This is a genomic window from Algoriella xinjiangensis (assembly GCF_900115015.1).
Lineage (GTDB): Bacteria > Bacteroidota > Bacteroidia > Flavobacteriales > Weeksellaceae > Empedobacter > Empedobacter xinjiangensis.
Window position 1 is genome coordinate 30,553 of sequence record NZ_FOUZ01000017.1, and the last position, 12,805, is coordinate 43,357.

Genomic DNA, 12,805 nt, shown 5'->3' on the forward strand with positions numbered 1-12,805 from the left:
TCCTTTTTGACACTAAAAAATCAGAAAAATAAAAAATGACTACAAGAGTAAAAATATGTTGTATAAGTTCTACAGACGAGGCTAAAATGGCAATTAGCTATGGAGCTTCTGCATTAGGACTTGTGGCAAATATGCCAAGCGGACCAGGCGTAATTTCGGACGAAATGATTTTATCAATTGCTAAAATTGTACCGCCATCCGTTTCTACATTTATGTTAACAAGTGAAACTTCGGCGGAGCAAATTATAACGCATCACAAACGAACTTTAACAAATACAATTCAAATAGTAGACGAACTAAAAGAAGGAACTTATGAAGCAATTAGAAAAGCATTACCAGCAATAAAAATTGTACAAGTAATTCATGTAATCGACGAAAAAACAATTGATGAAGCTGTAAAACTATCAACATTTGTAGATGCTTTATTATTAGACAGTGGAAACCCAAACTTAGCAATTAAAGAACTTGGCGGAACAGGAAGAGTACATAATTGGGCACTTAGTAAAAAAATAGTTGAACAATCAAAAGTTCCCGTTTTTCTTGCTGGTGGACTTACAGCTGACAATGTAAGACAAGCGATTGAAGAAGTTCAACCATTTGGACTTGATCTTTGTAGTGGCGTGAGAACAGACAAGAAACTTGATCCTTACAAACTTGAAAAATTCTTTGAGAATGTATTCAAATAATACAATTCATTTTATTTACAAAAGGCAGATTTAGTATAAATAATAAATCTGCCTTTTATATATTATTTTCTCAAATAATAAGTTTTTCTAATTTAATATTCTTCGGACATATTAGCTTTATTTTGGTTCAAAATCTACCGTCCACTCTATTCCATATTTATCTCTAAACATTCCGAAATACGATCCCCAAGGGCTATCAGTAATCGGAACTTCTATATTTCCACCTGCCGAAAGTCCATTAAATATCTTATCTGCTTCTTCTTTACTTTCTGCACTAACTGCTATTTTTGACCTATTTTCGTTCTCATTTACTTTTCCCATAAATTCTGGAACATCGTTACCCATCAAAACATTTTTCCCAATAGGTAAGGCAATATGCATTATTTTATTTGCTTCACTTTCCGAAATAGGAATTTCGGCATTTGCCATATCTTTAAAACGAATAATTCTTTCGAACTCTCCACCAAAAACTGATTTATAAAAATTGAATGCTTCTTCGGTATTCCCGTTGAAATTAATGTAAGGGTTAATTTGTGCCATAATTTATTTTTTTAAGTTGGTTTTATATTTCTTTCGTAATTAAATTTCACCTAGCAACTTCTTCTATTTAGTAAATGTAATTTAATGATAATTATTTAAAATCAATTAAAAGTCTGCTTAAACTCCAAAGGTGTCAAATCTGTTTTCTTTTTAAATAATTTATTGAAAGATTGCGGATATTCAAATCCCAACTGAAACGCAATTTCACTTACAGAAAGGTTTGTTGTGGACAATAATTCTTTGGCTTTTGCTATCATTTTTTCGTGAATATGTTGCTGCGCTGTAAGTCCAGTTAAATTTTTCAGCAAGTCGCTTAAATAAGTTGGCGTTAAATTTAATTGGTCGGCAACGTGCTGTACAGTTGGCAATTGATTAATTTCAGATTTAAAATATTCATTCAATATTTCTTCCATTTTAGACAAAGTATCGTTGCTTATATTTTTTCGCGTGATAAATTGTCGGTTGTAATATCGGTCGATATGTACCAAAAGCAATTCGATATTGGCAATCATCACATCTTGGCTGAATTGGTCGATATTATTTTGACATTCTTGCTCTATGGAGCTAAATAAATTCAAAATAATTTGCTCTTCTTTTTCGGAAAGAAACAATGCTTTATTGTTGTTATAAGCGAAAAATCCGTACTGATGAATACTTTTAGAAAGCGAACTTCCTTTGATAAAATCGGGATGAAAAATAAATTTATAACCAGTCAATTTTATATCTTCCAACTTCTCGATACTGATGACTTGTTTTGGAGAAGTTACAACCAAAACGCCTTCGTCAAAATCGAAATCGGTTTGACCGTAAATTAATTTGGAATTCATACCTCTTTTTATGGAAATAGTGTACAAATTATTGACATAATGTTTCCAAAATTCTTCGTGTAAGAAAAAATCAATTTCAGCCATATTTACAACACTTACCAAAGGGTGCAAAGGCATTGTTAATACGCACAATTTATGATATTGCGTTACGGAATTGATTGTATTTATTTTGCTTTCCATATTCATTTTTTTAGCAAAGATTTATTACAAATTTAGTTATTTTTTTAATGGTGCTTCAACACCCGAAATTGCTTGTACACTATTATTACTTCCTTATTTCTGTGGAAACAACTTTATTTTTCGCAACCATTTTTTTATTTCAATTTCGGCTTGCTTTTCCTTTTCGCCTTCCATCACAAATAAAACTCCGTCTCGTTCAATGCCACCTTTTATAGAAAACCCTTCGATAATTTTACTTTTCGGGCATAATTTTTTTACGGTTTCAAAACTATTTCCTATCCCGTAACCCGCATTGGTATTGAATGGAATGATTGTTTTTCCACTCAAATTATATTCATTCAAAAAACTTTTCATTGGTGGTGGCAATTGCATTCCCCAAGTTGGAAAACCGATAAAAATGGTGTCATATTTTTCGATATTCTCAATTTTTGTTTTTAAAGGCGGAAGATATCCGCTTTCGTTTTCTGATTGAACTTGTGCAACTGTGGTTTTATAATCTTCGGGATAAGGTTTTTTCAGTTCCAATGCGACCAAATCTCCACCAATATTTTTCTTGATAATCTCTGCAACCGCTTTTGTATTTCCCGTTCTGGATAAATAGACAATCAAAATCTTTTTATCAAGTGTTTTGGATTCTTGAGCGTGCGAACAACTTGAGAAAATACTCATTAGAAATAAGATAAATATGGTTACAATTTTCATTTTATAAATTTTTGGCGTAAAAATCCTTTAGTTTTTTACCCTTGTTTTACATATTCTGGGCTTTCTTTATAATTATTTTGAGCAGATTGTGCATTTGTCATATAAAAGCGTTGTATTCTTCGTCTGTTACAGGTTGTAGCCAAATAGCACTTTCTTTTTCGCCAAGTGAAACAATGGCAATATGCGTCATAGAACTATGATGCGATGCTCCGTGCCAATGCACTACATTCGGCGGAATTTTTACTACATCGCCTTTTTGTATCAACTGAATTGGTTTGCCCTTCTCTTGATAATAACCTATGCCTTCGGTAACAATCAGCGTTTGCCCCGTTGGATGGCTATGCCAATTGGTTCTTGCTTTGGGTTCAAAAGTTACTTTGCCGATATTGCTATGCAATCCGTCTTCGGGTTTTACGATCATATTTACAAACACAGTTCCCGTAAAATTTGTATTGGCTGCTTGTGTGCCTTTGGGTTCTACACTTTCAAATGGTTTCATTTTTGCATCAATTTTTTGAGCCTGAATATTGCTGAAAGAAAACAATAAAAATGCAGCGAATAAATATGTAATCAGCCTAAACTCTTTTTTAATTTTCATAATATTTTTTGCTGTTTTGGGTTAAAGATTTTTGCCAAAAAAATCTCTTAGTTTTTCAACCACTTGTTGTACATATTCAGGTTTCCAATACGTTTGAATATGTGTTGCTCCATCAATCAAAAATAATTCTTTCGTTTTTGCATTTATGGTATTTGGAAATGCTTCATCGGTCATATATTTTGTATCGGCTTTGCTTCCTGCCATCATCAATAATGGTTGATTAATTAAATCCATATTTGTATTTGCATCCCAAGTCATCAAATTCATCATACTACTCATTGTATATAAAAAAGTAGAATTTTTGTGAGCGTGCGTTCGATAATAATATTCATAACCTTCACGATACAAATCGGTCGTTATTTTGGCAATTTCTTCATCGGAAATGCTTTCCACACCACCATATATTATTTTACCTTCTGCTTCTTGCGAACGTGCGTCCGAAGCCAGTTTCAAACGTTCTTGAATGGTATTTAATTGCGAATTTTGAAAACCATTTCGCCTTACTTCGCCAGAATTAAACATACTTAAAGTTGCCACCGCTTTCAATCTTTTGTCGGATTGTGCGGCTTTTAAAGTATAACCACCACCGCCACAAATTCCTAAAACGCCAACACGATTTTCATCAACTCCTGAAAATTGAAGGATAAAATCCGCCGCTCCGTGAATGTCATCAACTCTGTAAAAAGGTTTGTCTGTATGACGAGGTTCACCGCCACTTCCACCTTGAAAAGCGGCATCAAAAGCGATTGTGATATATCCCAACTCTGCCAAGTGTTGTGCATATAATCCTGCGGTTTGTTCTTTTATTCCGCCATTTGGGTGTGCAACTACAATTGCTGGATATTTTTTTGAAGCATCATAATTTGCAGGGGTATAAACATTGGCGACAACTTCAATTCCATTGATTTTATAAGAAACTGGGTGAATGTTTACTTTATCTTTTATGTTTTCTGTAATAGCGCCATCGTAAACTAATGTGAATGGATTTTGTTCTGCTTTTTTATAGTATTGAGCGTTTGTCATACTTGTAAATGCTATTATTAAAATTATTAATGCAAATTTTTTCATCTTTATTTTTTTAATGGTGCTTCAACACCCGAAATTGCTTGTACACTTGCAGGAAATCTCTCGCCAGCAATTTGGATGGTGTTTAATTCGGTATTAAATTCTTGCCATTCTGTTGACGAAAATTTCACATTATTCCCACCAATATTATCCATTAAATGAGCCATTTGTGTCGTACCCGGAATGGGAACAATCCAAGGTTTTTGAGCCAATAACCACGCTAAAGAAATTTGTGCAAGTGAAACCTCTTTTCTGTCGCTCCATTTTTTTACAAGATGTACCAAAGCCATATTTTTAGCTAAATTTTCTGGTGCAAAACGGGTGGTTAAACCTCTGAAATCGCCTTGAGCAAAACGTGTATTTTCATCTATCGCACCTGTTAAGAATCCAACACCAAGCGGACTCCAAGGCACAAAACCAATGCCCAATTCTTCACAAAGCGGAATAACTTCTTTTTCTGCGCCACGCCACAACAATGAATATTCGTTCTGAATTGCGGTAATTGGATGCTCTTTGTGTGCTCTTCTGATGGTTTGTAAACCAGCTTCAGAAAGCCCGTAATGCAACACTTTTCCTTCTTTTATCAAATCTTATATTGCTCCAACCACGTCTTCAATAGGAACATTGGGATCAACTCTGTGTTGGTACAATAAATCTATTCTATCGGTGCGAAGCCTCTTCAGCATTGCTTCTATAACCATTTTAATGTGTTTCGGCTGGCTATTCAGTCCGCCTGTACGTTTTCCATCTTGTCCAATATCAAAACCAAATTTAGTTTCAATAACAATTTTATCTCGAAAAGACGAAGTTGCTTCTCCTAAAATTTTCTCACTTTCAAACGGACCATAGGCTTCTGCTGTATCAAATAAAGTAACGCCATTATCGAATGCTTTTCGAATAATGTTGTGCATTTCTTTTCGGTTGGGAATGGTGGTTTGGTAAGTTCGCCACATATTTTGAACGCCCAAACCAATGGCAGAAACTTCTAACTGACCCAATTTTCTTTTGCCCGATAAAATAGGTTCTACATCATTCGGTTTTTCATTATTTCCAGATTTTGAAACTTGTGCAAAAGCATTCAGAGGAAGCAATGCACTTCCTGCCAAAGCCAATCCTGCGGTTTTTAAAACATCTCTTCTATTCATTTTGTATCTATTATTTTCCTACTCTTGCATTCAAATGTGCTGGATAACGTTCTCCAACAATTTCAATTTGAGCCAAAGATTTTTCGATTTCTAATAATTCATTTACTGATAACTCTACATTAATTGCCCCAACATTTTCTTCTAAACGATTGATTTTCGTTGTCCCCGGAATTGGTGCGATGAAAGGTTTTTGAGCCAACAACCAAGCCAATGCAATTTGTGCGGGTGTCGCATTTTTGTCGGAAGCAATCGCTTTTACTAATTCAACCAATTGTTGATTTGCTTTTCTATTTTCTTCAGAAAATTTTGGAACAATATTTCTAAAATCAGTTTTATCAAACTGCGTATTTTCGTCAATAGCACCTGTTAAAAAACCTTTACCTAAAGGACTAAAAGGCACAAAACCAATTCCTAATTCTTCTAAAGTCGGAATAATTTCTTTCTCTGGCTCACGATAAAACATAGAATATTCGCTTTGCAACGCCGAAACCGACTGAACAGAATGTGCTTTTCTGATGCTTTCTACACTAGCTTCCGACAGTCCAAAATACTTCACTTTTCCTTCTGTTATTAAATCTTTTACCGTTCCTGCAACATCTTCCATTGGTACATTTGGGTCAACTCTGTGTTGGTAAAATAAATCGATATAATCAGTATCGAGGAATTTCAAAGAATTTTCTACAACCTGACGAATTCTTTCTGGACGACTATCAAAACCTTTTGAAGAATCACCATCTTTGCATCCAAATTTGGTCGCAATAACTACTTTATCACGGAAAGATTTTACTGCTTTTCCTAACATAACTTCGTTTCCACCTTGACTATAAGCTTCGGCTGTATCGAAAAAAGTAATTCCCAAATCGTATGCTTTTTGAATTAAATGAACAGCATCTTTTTCGTTAGTTGCAGGACCATAACCAAATGTTAATCCCATACAACCCAATCCTAATGCGGAAACTTCTAATCCGTTATTTCCTAATTTTCTTGTTTTCATTTTTTAAAATTTTAAAATTATAGCGTAAATTAGGCTAGTTATTTAATTTGCGTTCGCTAATCCATTTTACCATATTTGGATCTCGGTGGTCAAAAAATAAACTGCTTTTGTTGTCTAAAGTTTGGATGGTTTTCATTTCATTTTCAGACAATTCAAAATCAAAAATATTGAAATTTTCTTCCATTCTTTCTTTACGAGCCGATTTTGGAATGGCAATCACACCTCTTTGCGTTAACCAACGAAGAATAACTTGTGCTACACTTTTGTTGTGGTTTTTACCAATATTCATCAATATTTCATTGTTGAAAATATCGTTTTTCCCTTCGGCAAAAGGTCCCCAAGATTCAATTTGTACCTTATTCACGTCTAAAAATTCTTGATTTTCAATCTGTTGATGAAAAGGATGCGTTTCTATTTGATTAATGGCAGGTGTAAAACCGCTATTGATAATCAGATCAATCATTCTATCAGGATGAAAATTTGCAACGCCAATAGCTCTTATTTTTCCTTCGGCATATAATTCTTGCATCGCTTTCCACGAGCCAAAAATATCTCCATAAGGTTGATGAATTAAGTATAAATCCAGATATTCTAATTGCAGTTTATCTAAAGATTTTTGAAAAGCAATTTTGGTTTTTTCATAACCCATATCTTCTACCCAAAGTTTGGTCGTAATGAAAAGCTCATTTCTAGGAACGCCACATTTTTTAATGGCATTGCCAACCGCTTTTTCATTTTGATAAGAAGCTGCGGTATCAATTAATCTATAACCCGTTTCAATGGCTTCTAATACTACTTTTTCACATTCAGTTTCATCAGTAATTTGGAAAACCCCGAATCCTAAAATTGGCATTTCGACACCGTTATTTAATTTTACTTTTTGCATTTTAATTTGTTTTAAATTAGTAATACAAATGTCGAAAATGTTTATTATTTCAAAGTATCCAAATTTGGGAATGTTGTATCCAAAAAATCGTTGATGATTAGTTCTTGTAGAAATTAAATTAGTACTATAAATCTCTTCTTATAATTCTTTCGCACAGTTTTTGAAAGTTACTTTTTTATGAACAGAAAAGAATTCATTCAAAAGACAAGTCTTGGCGTTGGCTCATTGTTTTTTTTTAACCCAACTTCCGTATTTGCCAATTCATTTTCCGAAGATGAAAACAGTGTAGACAAACCAATCGTTATCATTGGTTCTGGTTATGGTGGCGCAGTTGCAGCATTGCGATTGTGTGAAGCTGGAAAAAAAGTTTGTCTTTTAGAAATGGGATTAAATTGGGAGAAATCTGGTGAAAAATTTTCTCCAATGATTAATCCCGGAAAAAGTGCAGCTTGGTTAAAAAAACAGACCATCGCTCCTTTTATGAATATTTTTCCTGTAAAACCTTATACCGGAGCTTTGGATCGGTTAGATTTTGAGCACATCAAAATTTGGGTCGGTCGTGGTGTTGGTGGCGGTTCTTTGGTGAATGGTGGAATGGCGGTTTTGCCTAAAAAAGATTATTTTAAAGAAATATTTCCTCAGTTGGATGCTGATATTTTTTATACTAAATATTTTCCTTTGGCTCAAAAAGAATTGGAAGTAAACACGCCACGAGAGGAATTTCTAAAGACTTGCTCTTTCTATAAATTCAATAAAGTGGGCGAAGAACAAGCTCATCAAGCTGGTTTCAAAACTATGCGCGTTCCCAATGTCTATGATTTCGACTATATGGAGCAAGAATATGAGGAAAAAGTTCCGAGATCGGCTCTTGCTGGCGAAGTTATTTATGGAAACAATTTTGGTAAAAAAAGTTTAGATAAAACCTATCTCAAAAAGGCTTTAGCAACAGGAGATCTAGAAATTCTAGATCTTCATGTTGTCAAAGATTTTGTGTTAAATAATGACAATACTTATACTCTGAATGTTAACCAAATTGATACACAAGGTGTGCCTCAAAAACAATTCAAAATTAATTGTAAAAAACTGATTTTAGCAGCTGGTACAATGGGAAGTTTAGAGCTACTTTTACGTTCGCAACATATAAATAAACTCCCTTTGGATAAGGAAATTGGACAAAATTGGGGTAACAACGGTAACTTTATGACGGGTCGAAATTGGGTCAATGCTTTTTCTGGTGGTACAGGTTTTCAACAATCAACTATTCCCGTTGGTGGAATTGATAATTGGGAAGATCCAAAACATTCATTTTTTGCTGAAATTGCGCCACTTCCGATGGGAATGAATGTTGCAACTTCGCTTTATTTAATGATAAATAAAGTTGATAAACCTGGCGAAGTTTCCTTCAATCCAGAAACTAATTATTTGAATCTAAATTGGGATTTATCCAACACCGAAAAAATGAAACAGAACGCCAAATATTTCCTTCGAACAATGAATAACGCCAATGGAGGAACGCGCTCTCATATGCTTTTTCATAATGGTTTTGGACACGACATTTGTTATTATCCTTTGGGCGGAATTGTTTTAAAAAAAGCCACAAACGCTTTCGGAAAACTGAATCTCCATGAAAATCTTTTTGTTATAGATGGATCTTTAATTCCAGCAAGTACGGGTGTTAATCCGTTTTTAACCATCACTGCTTTAGCAGAATATTGCATGGAAAATCTTTTGATGGAAAAAAGTTTCGAGGTTTAGTATTTATCTTAAAACAATAATGTAATTTAGTTTGTGAGAAAAGCAATTTGCTCAAACTATTGAAATCATACCAAAACCACATTAATGAAAAAAGAAATTAAAGATTATACCATTCAATTTATTAAAGAAATTGTGCCTGTAATTGCAGGTATTCTAATCGCTCTTTTTATTGATAATTGGAATTCCGAACGAAAAGATAAAGTTTACATTAACCAAGTTTTTTCTACTATAAATAGCGAATTAAAGGATTCTAAAGAAGATATTAAAGCAACTATTCCTCGACAAAAAGCTTTGATTGATTCGCTAGAGTTTTATTCGAGCAATAAAAACGTTACACTTTCAGATATAATTCTGAAATCTAAAGGTATATACATTCCACAAATTAAAATTAATGCTTGGAAATCTGTTTCTAGTACTAAAATTGATTTGGTAGATTACAATCAAATAACGACACTTTCTAATATTCAAGAACTAAAAGAACTATTGAATAATAAAAGTGAACTTTTGGGGACTTTTTTATACGCAAACATAAATGAAACTGAAAAAAATCAAAAACAGACGTTAAAAATGATTCTTATGGATATTATTCAAATCGAAAAATCTATTCAACAGAATATAGAATTATTTGAAAAAAAATAAGTGTAATTTTACTTCTAAATTAAAACGATAAAGTATGAATGCAATTACCTTGATATCGCTTTTTGAAAGAGATTTAAACAAATTAATTACTGAAGTTGAACTTTATAAAAACGAAGAAAATCTTTGGATTGTAGAAAATAATATTACAAATTCTGCAGGAAATTTAACGCTGCATTTAATCGGAAATCTGAACACTTTTATTGGAAAAGAAATCGAAAAAACAGCTTATATTCGAGATAGAGATTTAGAGTTTTCTCAAAAAAATGTTCCAAGAATTGAATTGATTCAGAAGATAAATGAAACTAAAATCATGATTAAAAACGCTTTAAATCACCTTACAAATGAAGATTTATTAGAGGATTATCCCGTTTTGAAGTTTGATGAAACCACGACAATCGAATATTTATTAGTTCATTTGACTTTGCATTTAAATTATCATTTGGGTCAAATTAATTATCACCGACGTTTATTAGACAACTAAAAAACAACACATTACAATAATAGTAAAATGCATCATTTAAAATTTGAAACTGAGCGGTTAATTATAGAACCGATGACGAAGGAAGATACTGATTTTATCTATCAATTGGTGAATACCGAAGGATGGCTGAAAAATATTGGTGATCGAAAGGTTAATACTAAAGAAGACGCAACGGCTTACATCAAAAAAATTGTAAACAATTCTAATTACACGTATTTAGTTTTTAAACAGAAAGAAAACCAACAACCTTTGGGACTTGTAACACTGATTAAAAGGGATTATTTGGAAGATTATGACATTGGATTTGCCATTTTACCTGAATTCGAAAAGAAAGGATTTGCGTATGAAGCAAGTAAAAAATTGATGGAAATAATCGAAACTGAAAATATTTGTACGAAAGTTTTTGCGATTACATTACCAGAAAATACGCCTTCTATTTTACTTATCAAAAAATTAGGTTTGACGTATGTAAACGAAATACATGAAGATAATGAGACATTGTCTGTGTATCAAAAAGTGTTTTAGAAATGATTAATTAACAAATCAAAAGCAGTCGAACTTCACCATCATTTTCCATCGGAGCGCGATGAACACAAGGCAAAACTTTTTGCTCTGGATGATCGACTGCTAATCGCCACAAATGACCTAATCCCAAATTAATTGGATTACTATTTGGTTTGGGTTGATAGTGTAAATCAAAATAATATTCTTTCAAAAAAGCCTCAAATTCGTCTTCTGTTCCGTCATGTAATTCTTTCAATTTTTCTCGAATTTCTGGAATCAAAATCTTTTTTTCAACCTCATCATTTGCTATAATATCACTCGAAGCGCCGTAATAAGTACATAAAAAAGTATCGGTACTAATTGGCGAACGATCCACATGAAACGAATATACATCCGTAGAAATGAAATCAAATTCGTCATCTCGTTCATAATTCTTAATCAAATTAAGAGATGGTAATGCACCAAAATCGGTTAATAATTGCAAATCATTTAAAATTATTTTTCTTGCAATATCTCCTTTTTCTGATAAATGAAGTGCCAAAATATCATCAACAGAAACTTCGGTAACATTATCTTTTAACTGAAGTTGAGATACAATTTCGCTAAAATCTCCATCCAAATTTCTATGCCAACAAATCGCATTCATTGCTCCATAAAAATTTGTATTTACAAGCTCCATAAAAGTAGAAACCTCACCTATTTGCTGATGCTTAGAAAATGTATTGTTCATATTTTTGAGAAAACCGTTCGGAATTTTATTCTGTGTAAAAATAAGGATTAAAAATTATTTAAACATATGCGTATTTTGTATAATATGTAACTATAAATACTTTATAATAATACAAAATACGTAACTCAATAAAGTTCTAAAACCGTTTAAAAATGAGCTTTTTAGTATTTTTCGTTAATTTGATGAAATTTATTATATTGCACATATAATAACGTTAGCAGAAATTTTATGAAGACACTACTAGTTATTTTTTCGATTTTTTTTTCAAATTTATCTTTTGCTTGTTCTTGTATGCCAATGAATATTAATGAAAGAATTTCGACTTCAGACTTTATAGCGAAAGCAAAAATTAAGAAAATTTGGCTTGATGATAAAAATAAAAGTCTTCATAACATAGAAATTGAAATTATAGATTTATACAAAGGTGTTTCAACTAAAAGAATGAAAATTTATAGTGAGCAAATGACAAGTTGTGCATTTTTCACTCCTCAAAATACAACTTGGTTGATCTTTGCTTCAAAAGACAAAGATGGAATTCTAAAATTTGGTTTTTGCTCTGGTTCAATAAAAATTGAAAATAATATAGCTTCAATTCAAAGAAAAATTGAATTATTAAAATATATGAAAACAGAAAAAATAGATATGAACACAAAAAATAACGTTTCGTATGTAATTAATTCTGAATTCTTAAAAAAATTTAATGGTTTAAAAGAACTACAAAATAATTTTGCTTTATATGAGGTGACAATAAACAAAGATTTGAGTGTTAATTTTGTAAGAGCAATAAAAGAGTTTTCTTCGGAAAGCATAAATATTGAATTATTAGAAATCTTAAAATTAAAATCAAAAGTTTATGCTAAAAATAGAGAAATGACAATACTACAACAGGAAAAAATTATTATTCCAATATTTTATTATCCAAAAGAAAAAAATGAAAGTAGTTTTATAAGTCCTTACGATTTATAAATAAAAACTTCTGCTAATAACTAAGCTTTCGTCTAGCCCGGAGGGCATGAGATGAAAGCCTGTTGAACGGAACCGAAGTTAGCTTTTAATTCTTATGGAGTTATCAA

Annotated in this window: 14 protein-coding genes and 1 pseudogene; 6 read left to right on the forward strand and 9 right to left on the reverse strand. The window is 32.2% G+C overall.

Annotated elements, in window-relative coordinates; all coding sequences use genetic code 11:
* Positions 1-35 precede the first annotated feature (35 nt).
* Entirely contained in the window at positions 36-686 is a 651-nt protein-coding gene (locus tag BM072_RS14245; protein WP_092910033.1) for a phosphoribosylanthranilate isomerase, read from the forward strand.
* Between the two features lie 117 nt (positions 687-803).
* On the opposite strand, the gene BM072_RS14250 is transcribed toward BM072_RS14245, so the two are convergent.
* The 8 genes and pseudogenes from BM072_RS14250 to BM072_RS14285 all read right to left on the reverse strand — a co-directional run bounded on the left by BM072_RS14250 (position 804) and on the right by BM072_RS14285 (position 7,623).
* A complete protein-coding gene (locus BM072_RS14250; protein WP_092910037.1) occupies positions 804-1,226 on the reverse strand; it encodes a VOC family protein in 423 nt (140 codons plus the stop codon).
* A 101-nt stretch (positions 1,227-1,327) separates the two neighbouring features.
* Positions 1,328-2,233, reverse strand: a complete 906-nt coding sequence (locus BM072_RS14255; protein ID WP_092910070.1) for a helix-turn-helix domain-containing protein — start codon at positions 2,231-2,233, stop codon at positions 1,328-1,330.
* Between the two features lie 93 nt (positions 2,234-2,326).
* Positions 2,327-2,935 carry a flavodoxin gene (locus tag BM072_RS14260; protein ID WP_092910040.1) on the reverse strand — a complete coding sequence of 203 codons (609 nt, stop codon included), beginning with the start codon at positions 2,933-2,935 and terminating at the stop codon, positions 2,327-2,329.
* Between the two features lie 97 nt (positions 2,936-3,032).
* Complete coding sequence (locus BM072_RS14265) at positions 3,033-3,479, reverse strand: (R)-mandelonitrile lyase (RefSeq protein ID WP_245752214.1); 447 nt, start codon at positions 3,477-3,479, stop codon at positions 3,033-3,035.
* 75 nt (positions 3,480-3,554) lie between these two features.
* Positions 3,555-4,601 carry an alpha/beta hydrolase gene (locus BM072_RS14270; RefSeq protein ID WP_092910043.1) on the reverse strand — a complete coding sequence of 349 codons (1,047 nt, stop codon included), beginning with the start codon at positions 4,599-4,601 and terminating at the stop codon, positions 3,555-3,557.
* Positions 4,602-4,603: 2 nt separating this feature from the next.
* Positions 4,604-5,743 (reverse strand): annotated as a pseudogene (locus BM072_RS14275) (aldo/keto reductase).
* A 10-nt stretch (positions 5,744-5,753) separates the two neighbouring features.
* On the reverse strand, positions 5,754-6,737 hold the full coding sequence (locus BM072_RS14280) for an aldo/keto reductase (RefSeq protein ID WP_092910046.1): 984 nt from the start codon (positions 6,735-6,737) through the stop codon (positions 5,754-5,756).
* Positions 6,738-6,771: 34 nt separating this feature from the next.
* The gene (locus BM072_RS14285; protein WP_092910050.1) at positions 6,772-7,623 is read right to left on the reverse strand and encodes an aldo/keto reductase; all 852 of its coding nucleotides are present in this window, start codon (positions 7,621-7,623) and stop codon (positions 6,772-6,774) included.
* Positions 7,624-7,800: 177 nt separating this feature from the next.
* Between BM072_RS14285 and BM072_RS14290 the strand changes: the two genes are divergently transcribed.
* The 4 genes from BM072_RS14290 to BM072_RS14305 all read left to right on the forward strand — a co-directional run bounded on the left by BM072_RS14290 (position 7,801) and on the right by BM072_RS14305 (position 11,023).
* Positions 7,801-9,378 (forward strand): GMC family oxidoreductase N-terminal domain-containing protein, encoded by a 1,578-nt coding sequence (locus BM072_RS14290; protein WP_092910053.1) that lies wholly within the window; start codon positions 7,801-7,803, stop codon positions 9,376-9,378.
* Positions 9,379-9,462: 84 nt separating this feature from the next.
* The gene (locus BM072_RS14295) at positions 9,463-10,017 is read left to right on the forward strand and encodes a hypothetical protein (RefSeq protein WP_092910056.1); all 555 of its coding nucleotides are present in this window, start codon (positions 9,463-9,465) and stop codon (positions 10,015-10,017) included.
* Between the two features lie 34 nt (positions 10,018-10,051).
* A complete protein-coding gene (locus tag BM072_RS14300; RefSeq protein WP_092910058.1) occupies positions 10,052-10,498 on the forward strand; it encodes a DUF1572 family protein in 447 nt (148 codons plus the stop codon).
* 27 nt (positions 10,499-10,525) lie between these two features.
* The gene (locus tag BM072_RS14305) at positions 10,526-11,023 is read left to right on the forward strand and encodes a GNAT family N-acetyltransferase (RefSeq protein ID WP_092910061.1); all 498 of its coding nucleotides are present in this window, start codon (positions 10,526-10,528) and stop codon (positions 11,021-11,023) included.
* 10 nt (positions 11,024-11,033) lie between these two features.
* Here BM072_RS14305 and BM072_RS14310 read toward each other — a convergent pair whose 3' ends face one another.
* Complete coding sequence (locus BM072_RS14310; protein ID WP_092910064.1) at positions 11,034-11,732, reverse strand: DUF1826 domain-containing protein; 699 nt, start codon at positions 11,730-11,732, stop codon at positions 11,034-11,036.
* Positions 11,733-11,960: 228 nt separating this feature from the next.
* Here BM072_RS14310 and BM072_RS14315 point away from each other — a divergent pair, with 228 nt between their 5' ends.
* On the forward strand, positions 11,961-12,698 hold the full coding sequence (locus BM072_RS14315) for a hypothetical protein (protein WP_092910067.1): 738 nt from the start codon (positions 11,961-11,963) through the stop codon (positions 12,696-12,698).
* The last annotated feature ends 107 nt before the right edge of the window (positions 12,699-12,805 follow it).

Bases quoted from the DNA above. Each gene is read 5' to 3' on its own strand.
- BM072_RS14245 (WP_092910033.1), top strand. From the start codon at position 36: ATGACTACAAGAGTAAAAATATGTTGTATAAGTTCTACAGACGAGGCT.
- BM072_RS14250 (WP_092910037.1), bottom strand. From the start codon at position 1,226: ATGGCACAAATTAACCCTTACATTAATTTCAACGGGAATACCGAAGAA.
- BM072_RS14255 (WP_092910070.1), bottom strand. From the start codon at position 2,233: ATGGAAAGCAAAATAAATACAATCAATTCCGTAACGCAATATCATAAA.
- BM072_RS14260 (WP_092910040.1), bottom strand. From the start codon at position 2,935: ATGAAAATTGTAACCATATTTATCTTATTTCTAATGAGTATTTTCTCA.
- BM072_RS14270 (WP_092910043.1), bottom strand. From the start codon at position 4,601: ATGAAAAAATTTGCATTAATAATTTTAATAATAGCATTTACAAGTATG.
- BM072_RS14280 (WP_092910046.1), bottom strand. From the start codon at position 6,737: ATGAAAACAAGAAAATTAGGAAATAACGGATTAGAAGTTTCCGCATTA.
- BM072_RS14285 (WP_092910050.1), bottom strand. From the start codon at position 7,623: ATGCAAAAAGTAAAATTAAATAACGGTGTCGAAATGCCAATTTTAGGA.
- BM072_RS14290 (WP_092910053.1), top strand. From the start codon at position 7,801: ATGAACAGAAAAGAATTCATTCAAAAGACAAGTCTTGGCGTTGGCTCA.
- BM072_RS14295 (WP_092910056.1), top strand. From the start codon at position 9,463: ATGAAAAAAGAAATTAAAGATTATACCATTCAATTTATTAAAGAAATT.
- BM072_RS14300 (WP_092910058.1), top strand. From the start codon at position 10,052: ATGAATGCAATTACCTTGATATCGCTTTTTGAAAGAGATTTAAACAAA.
- BM072_RS14305 (WP_092910061.1), top strand. From the start codon at position 10,526: ATGCATCATTTAAAATTTGAAACTGAGCGGTTAATTATAGAACCGATG.
- BM072_RS14310 (WP_092910064.1), bottom strand. From the start codon at position 11,732: ATGAACAATACATTTTCTAAGCATCAGCAAATAGGTGAGGTTTCTACT.
- BM072_RS14315 (WP_092910067.1), top strand. From the start codon at position 11,961: ATGAAGACACTACTAGTTATTTTTTCGATTTTTTTTTCAAATTTATCT.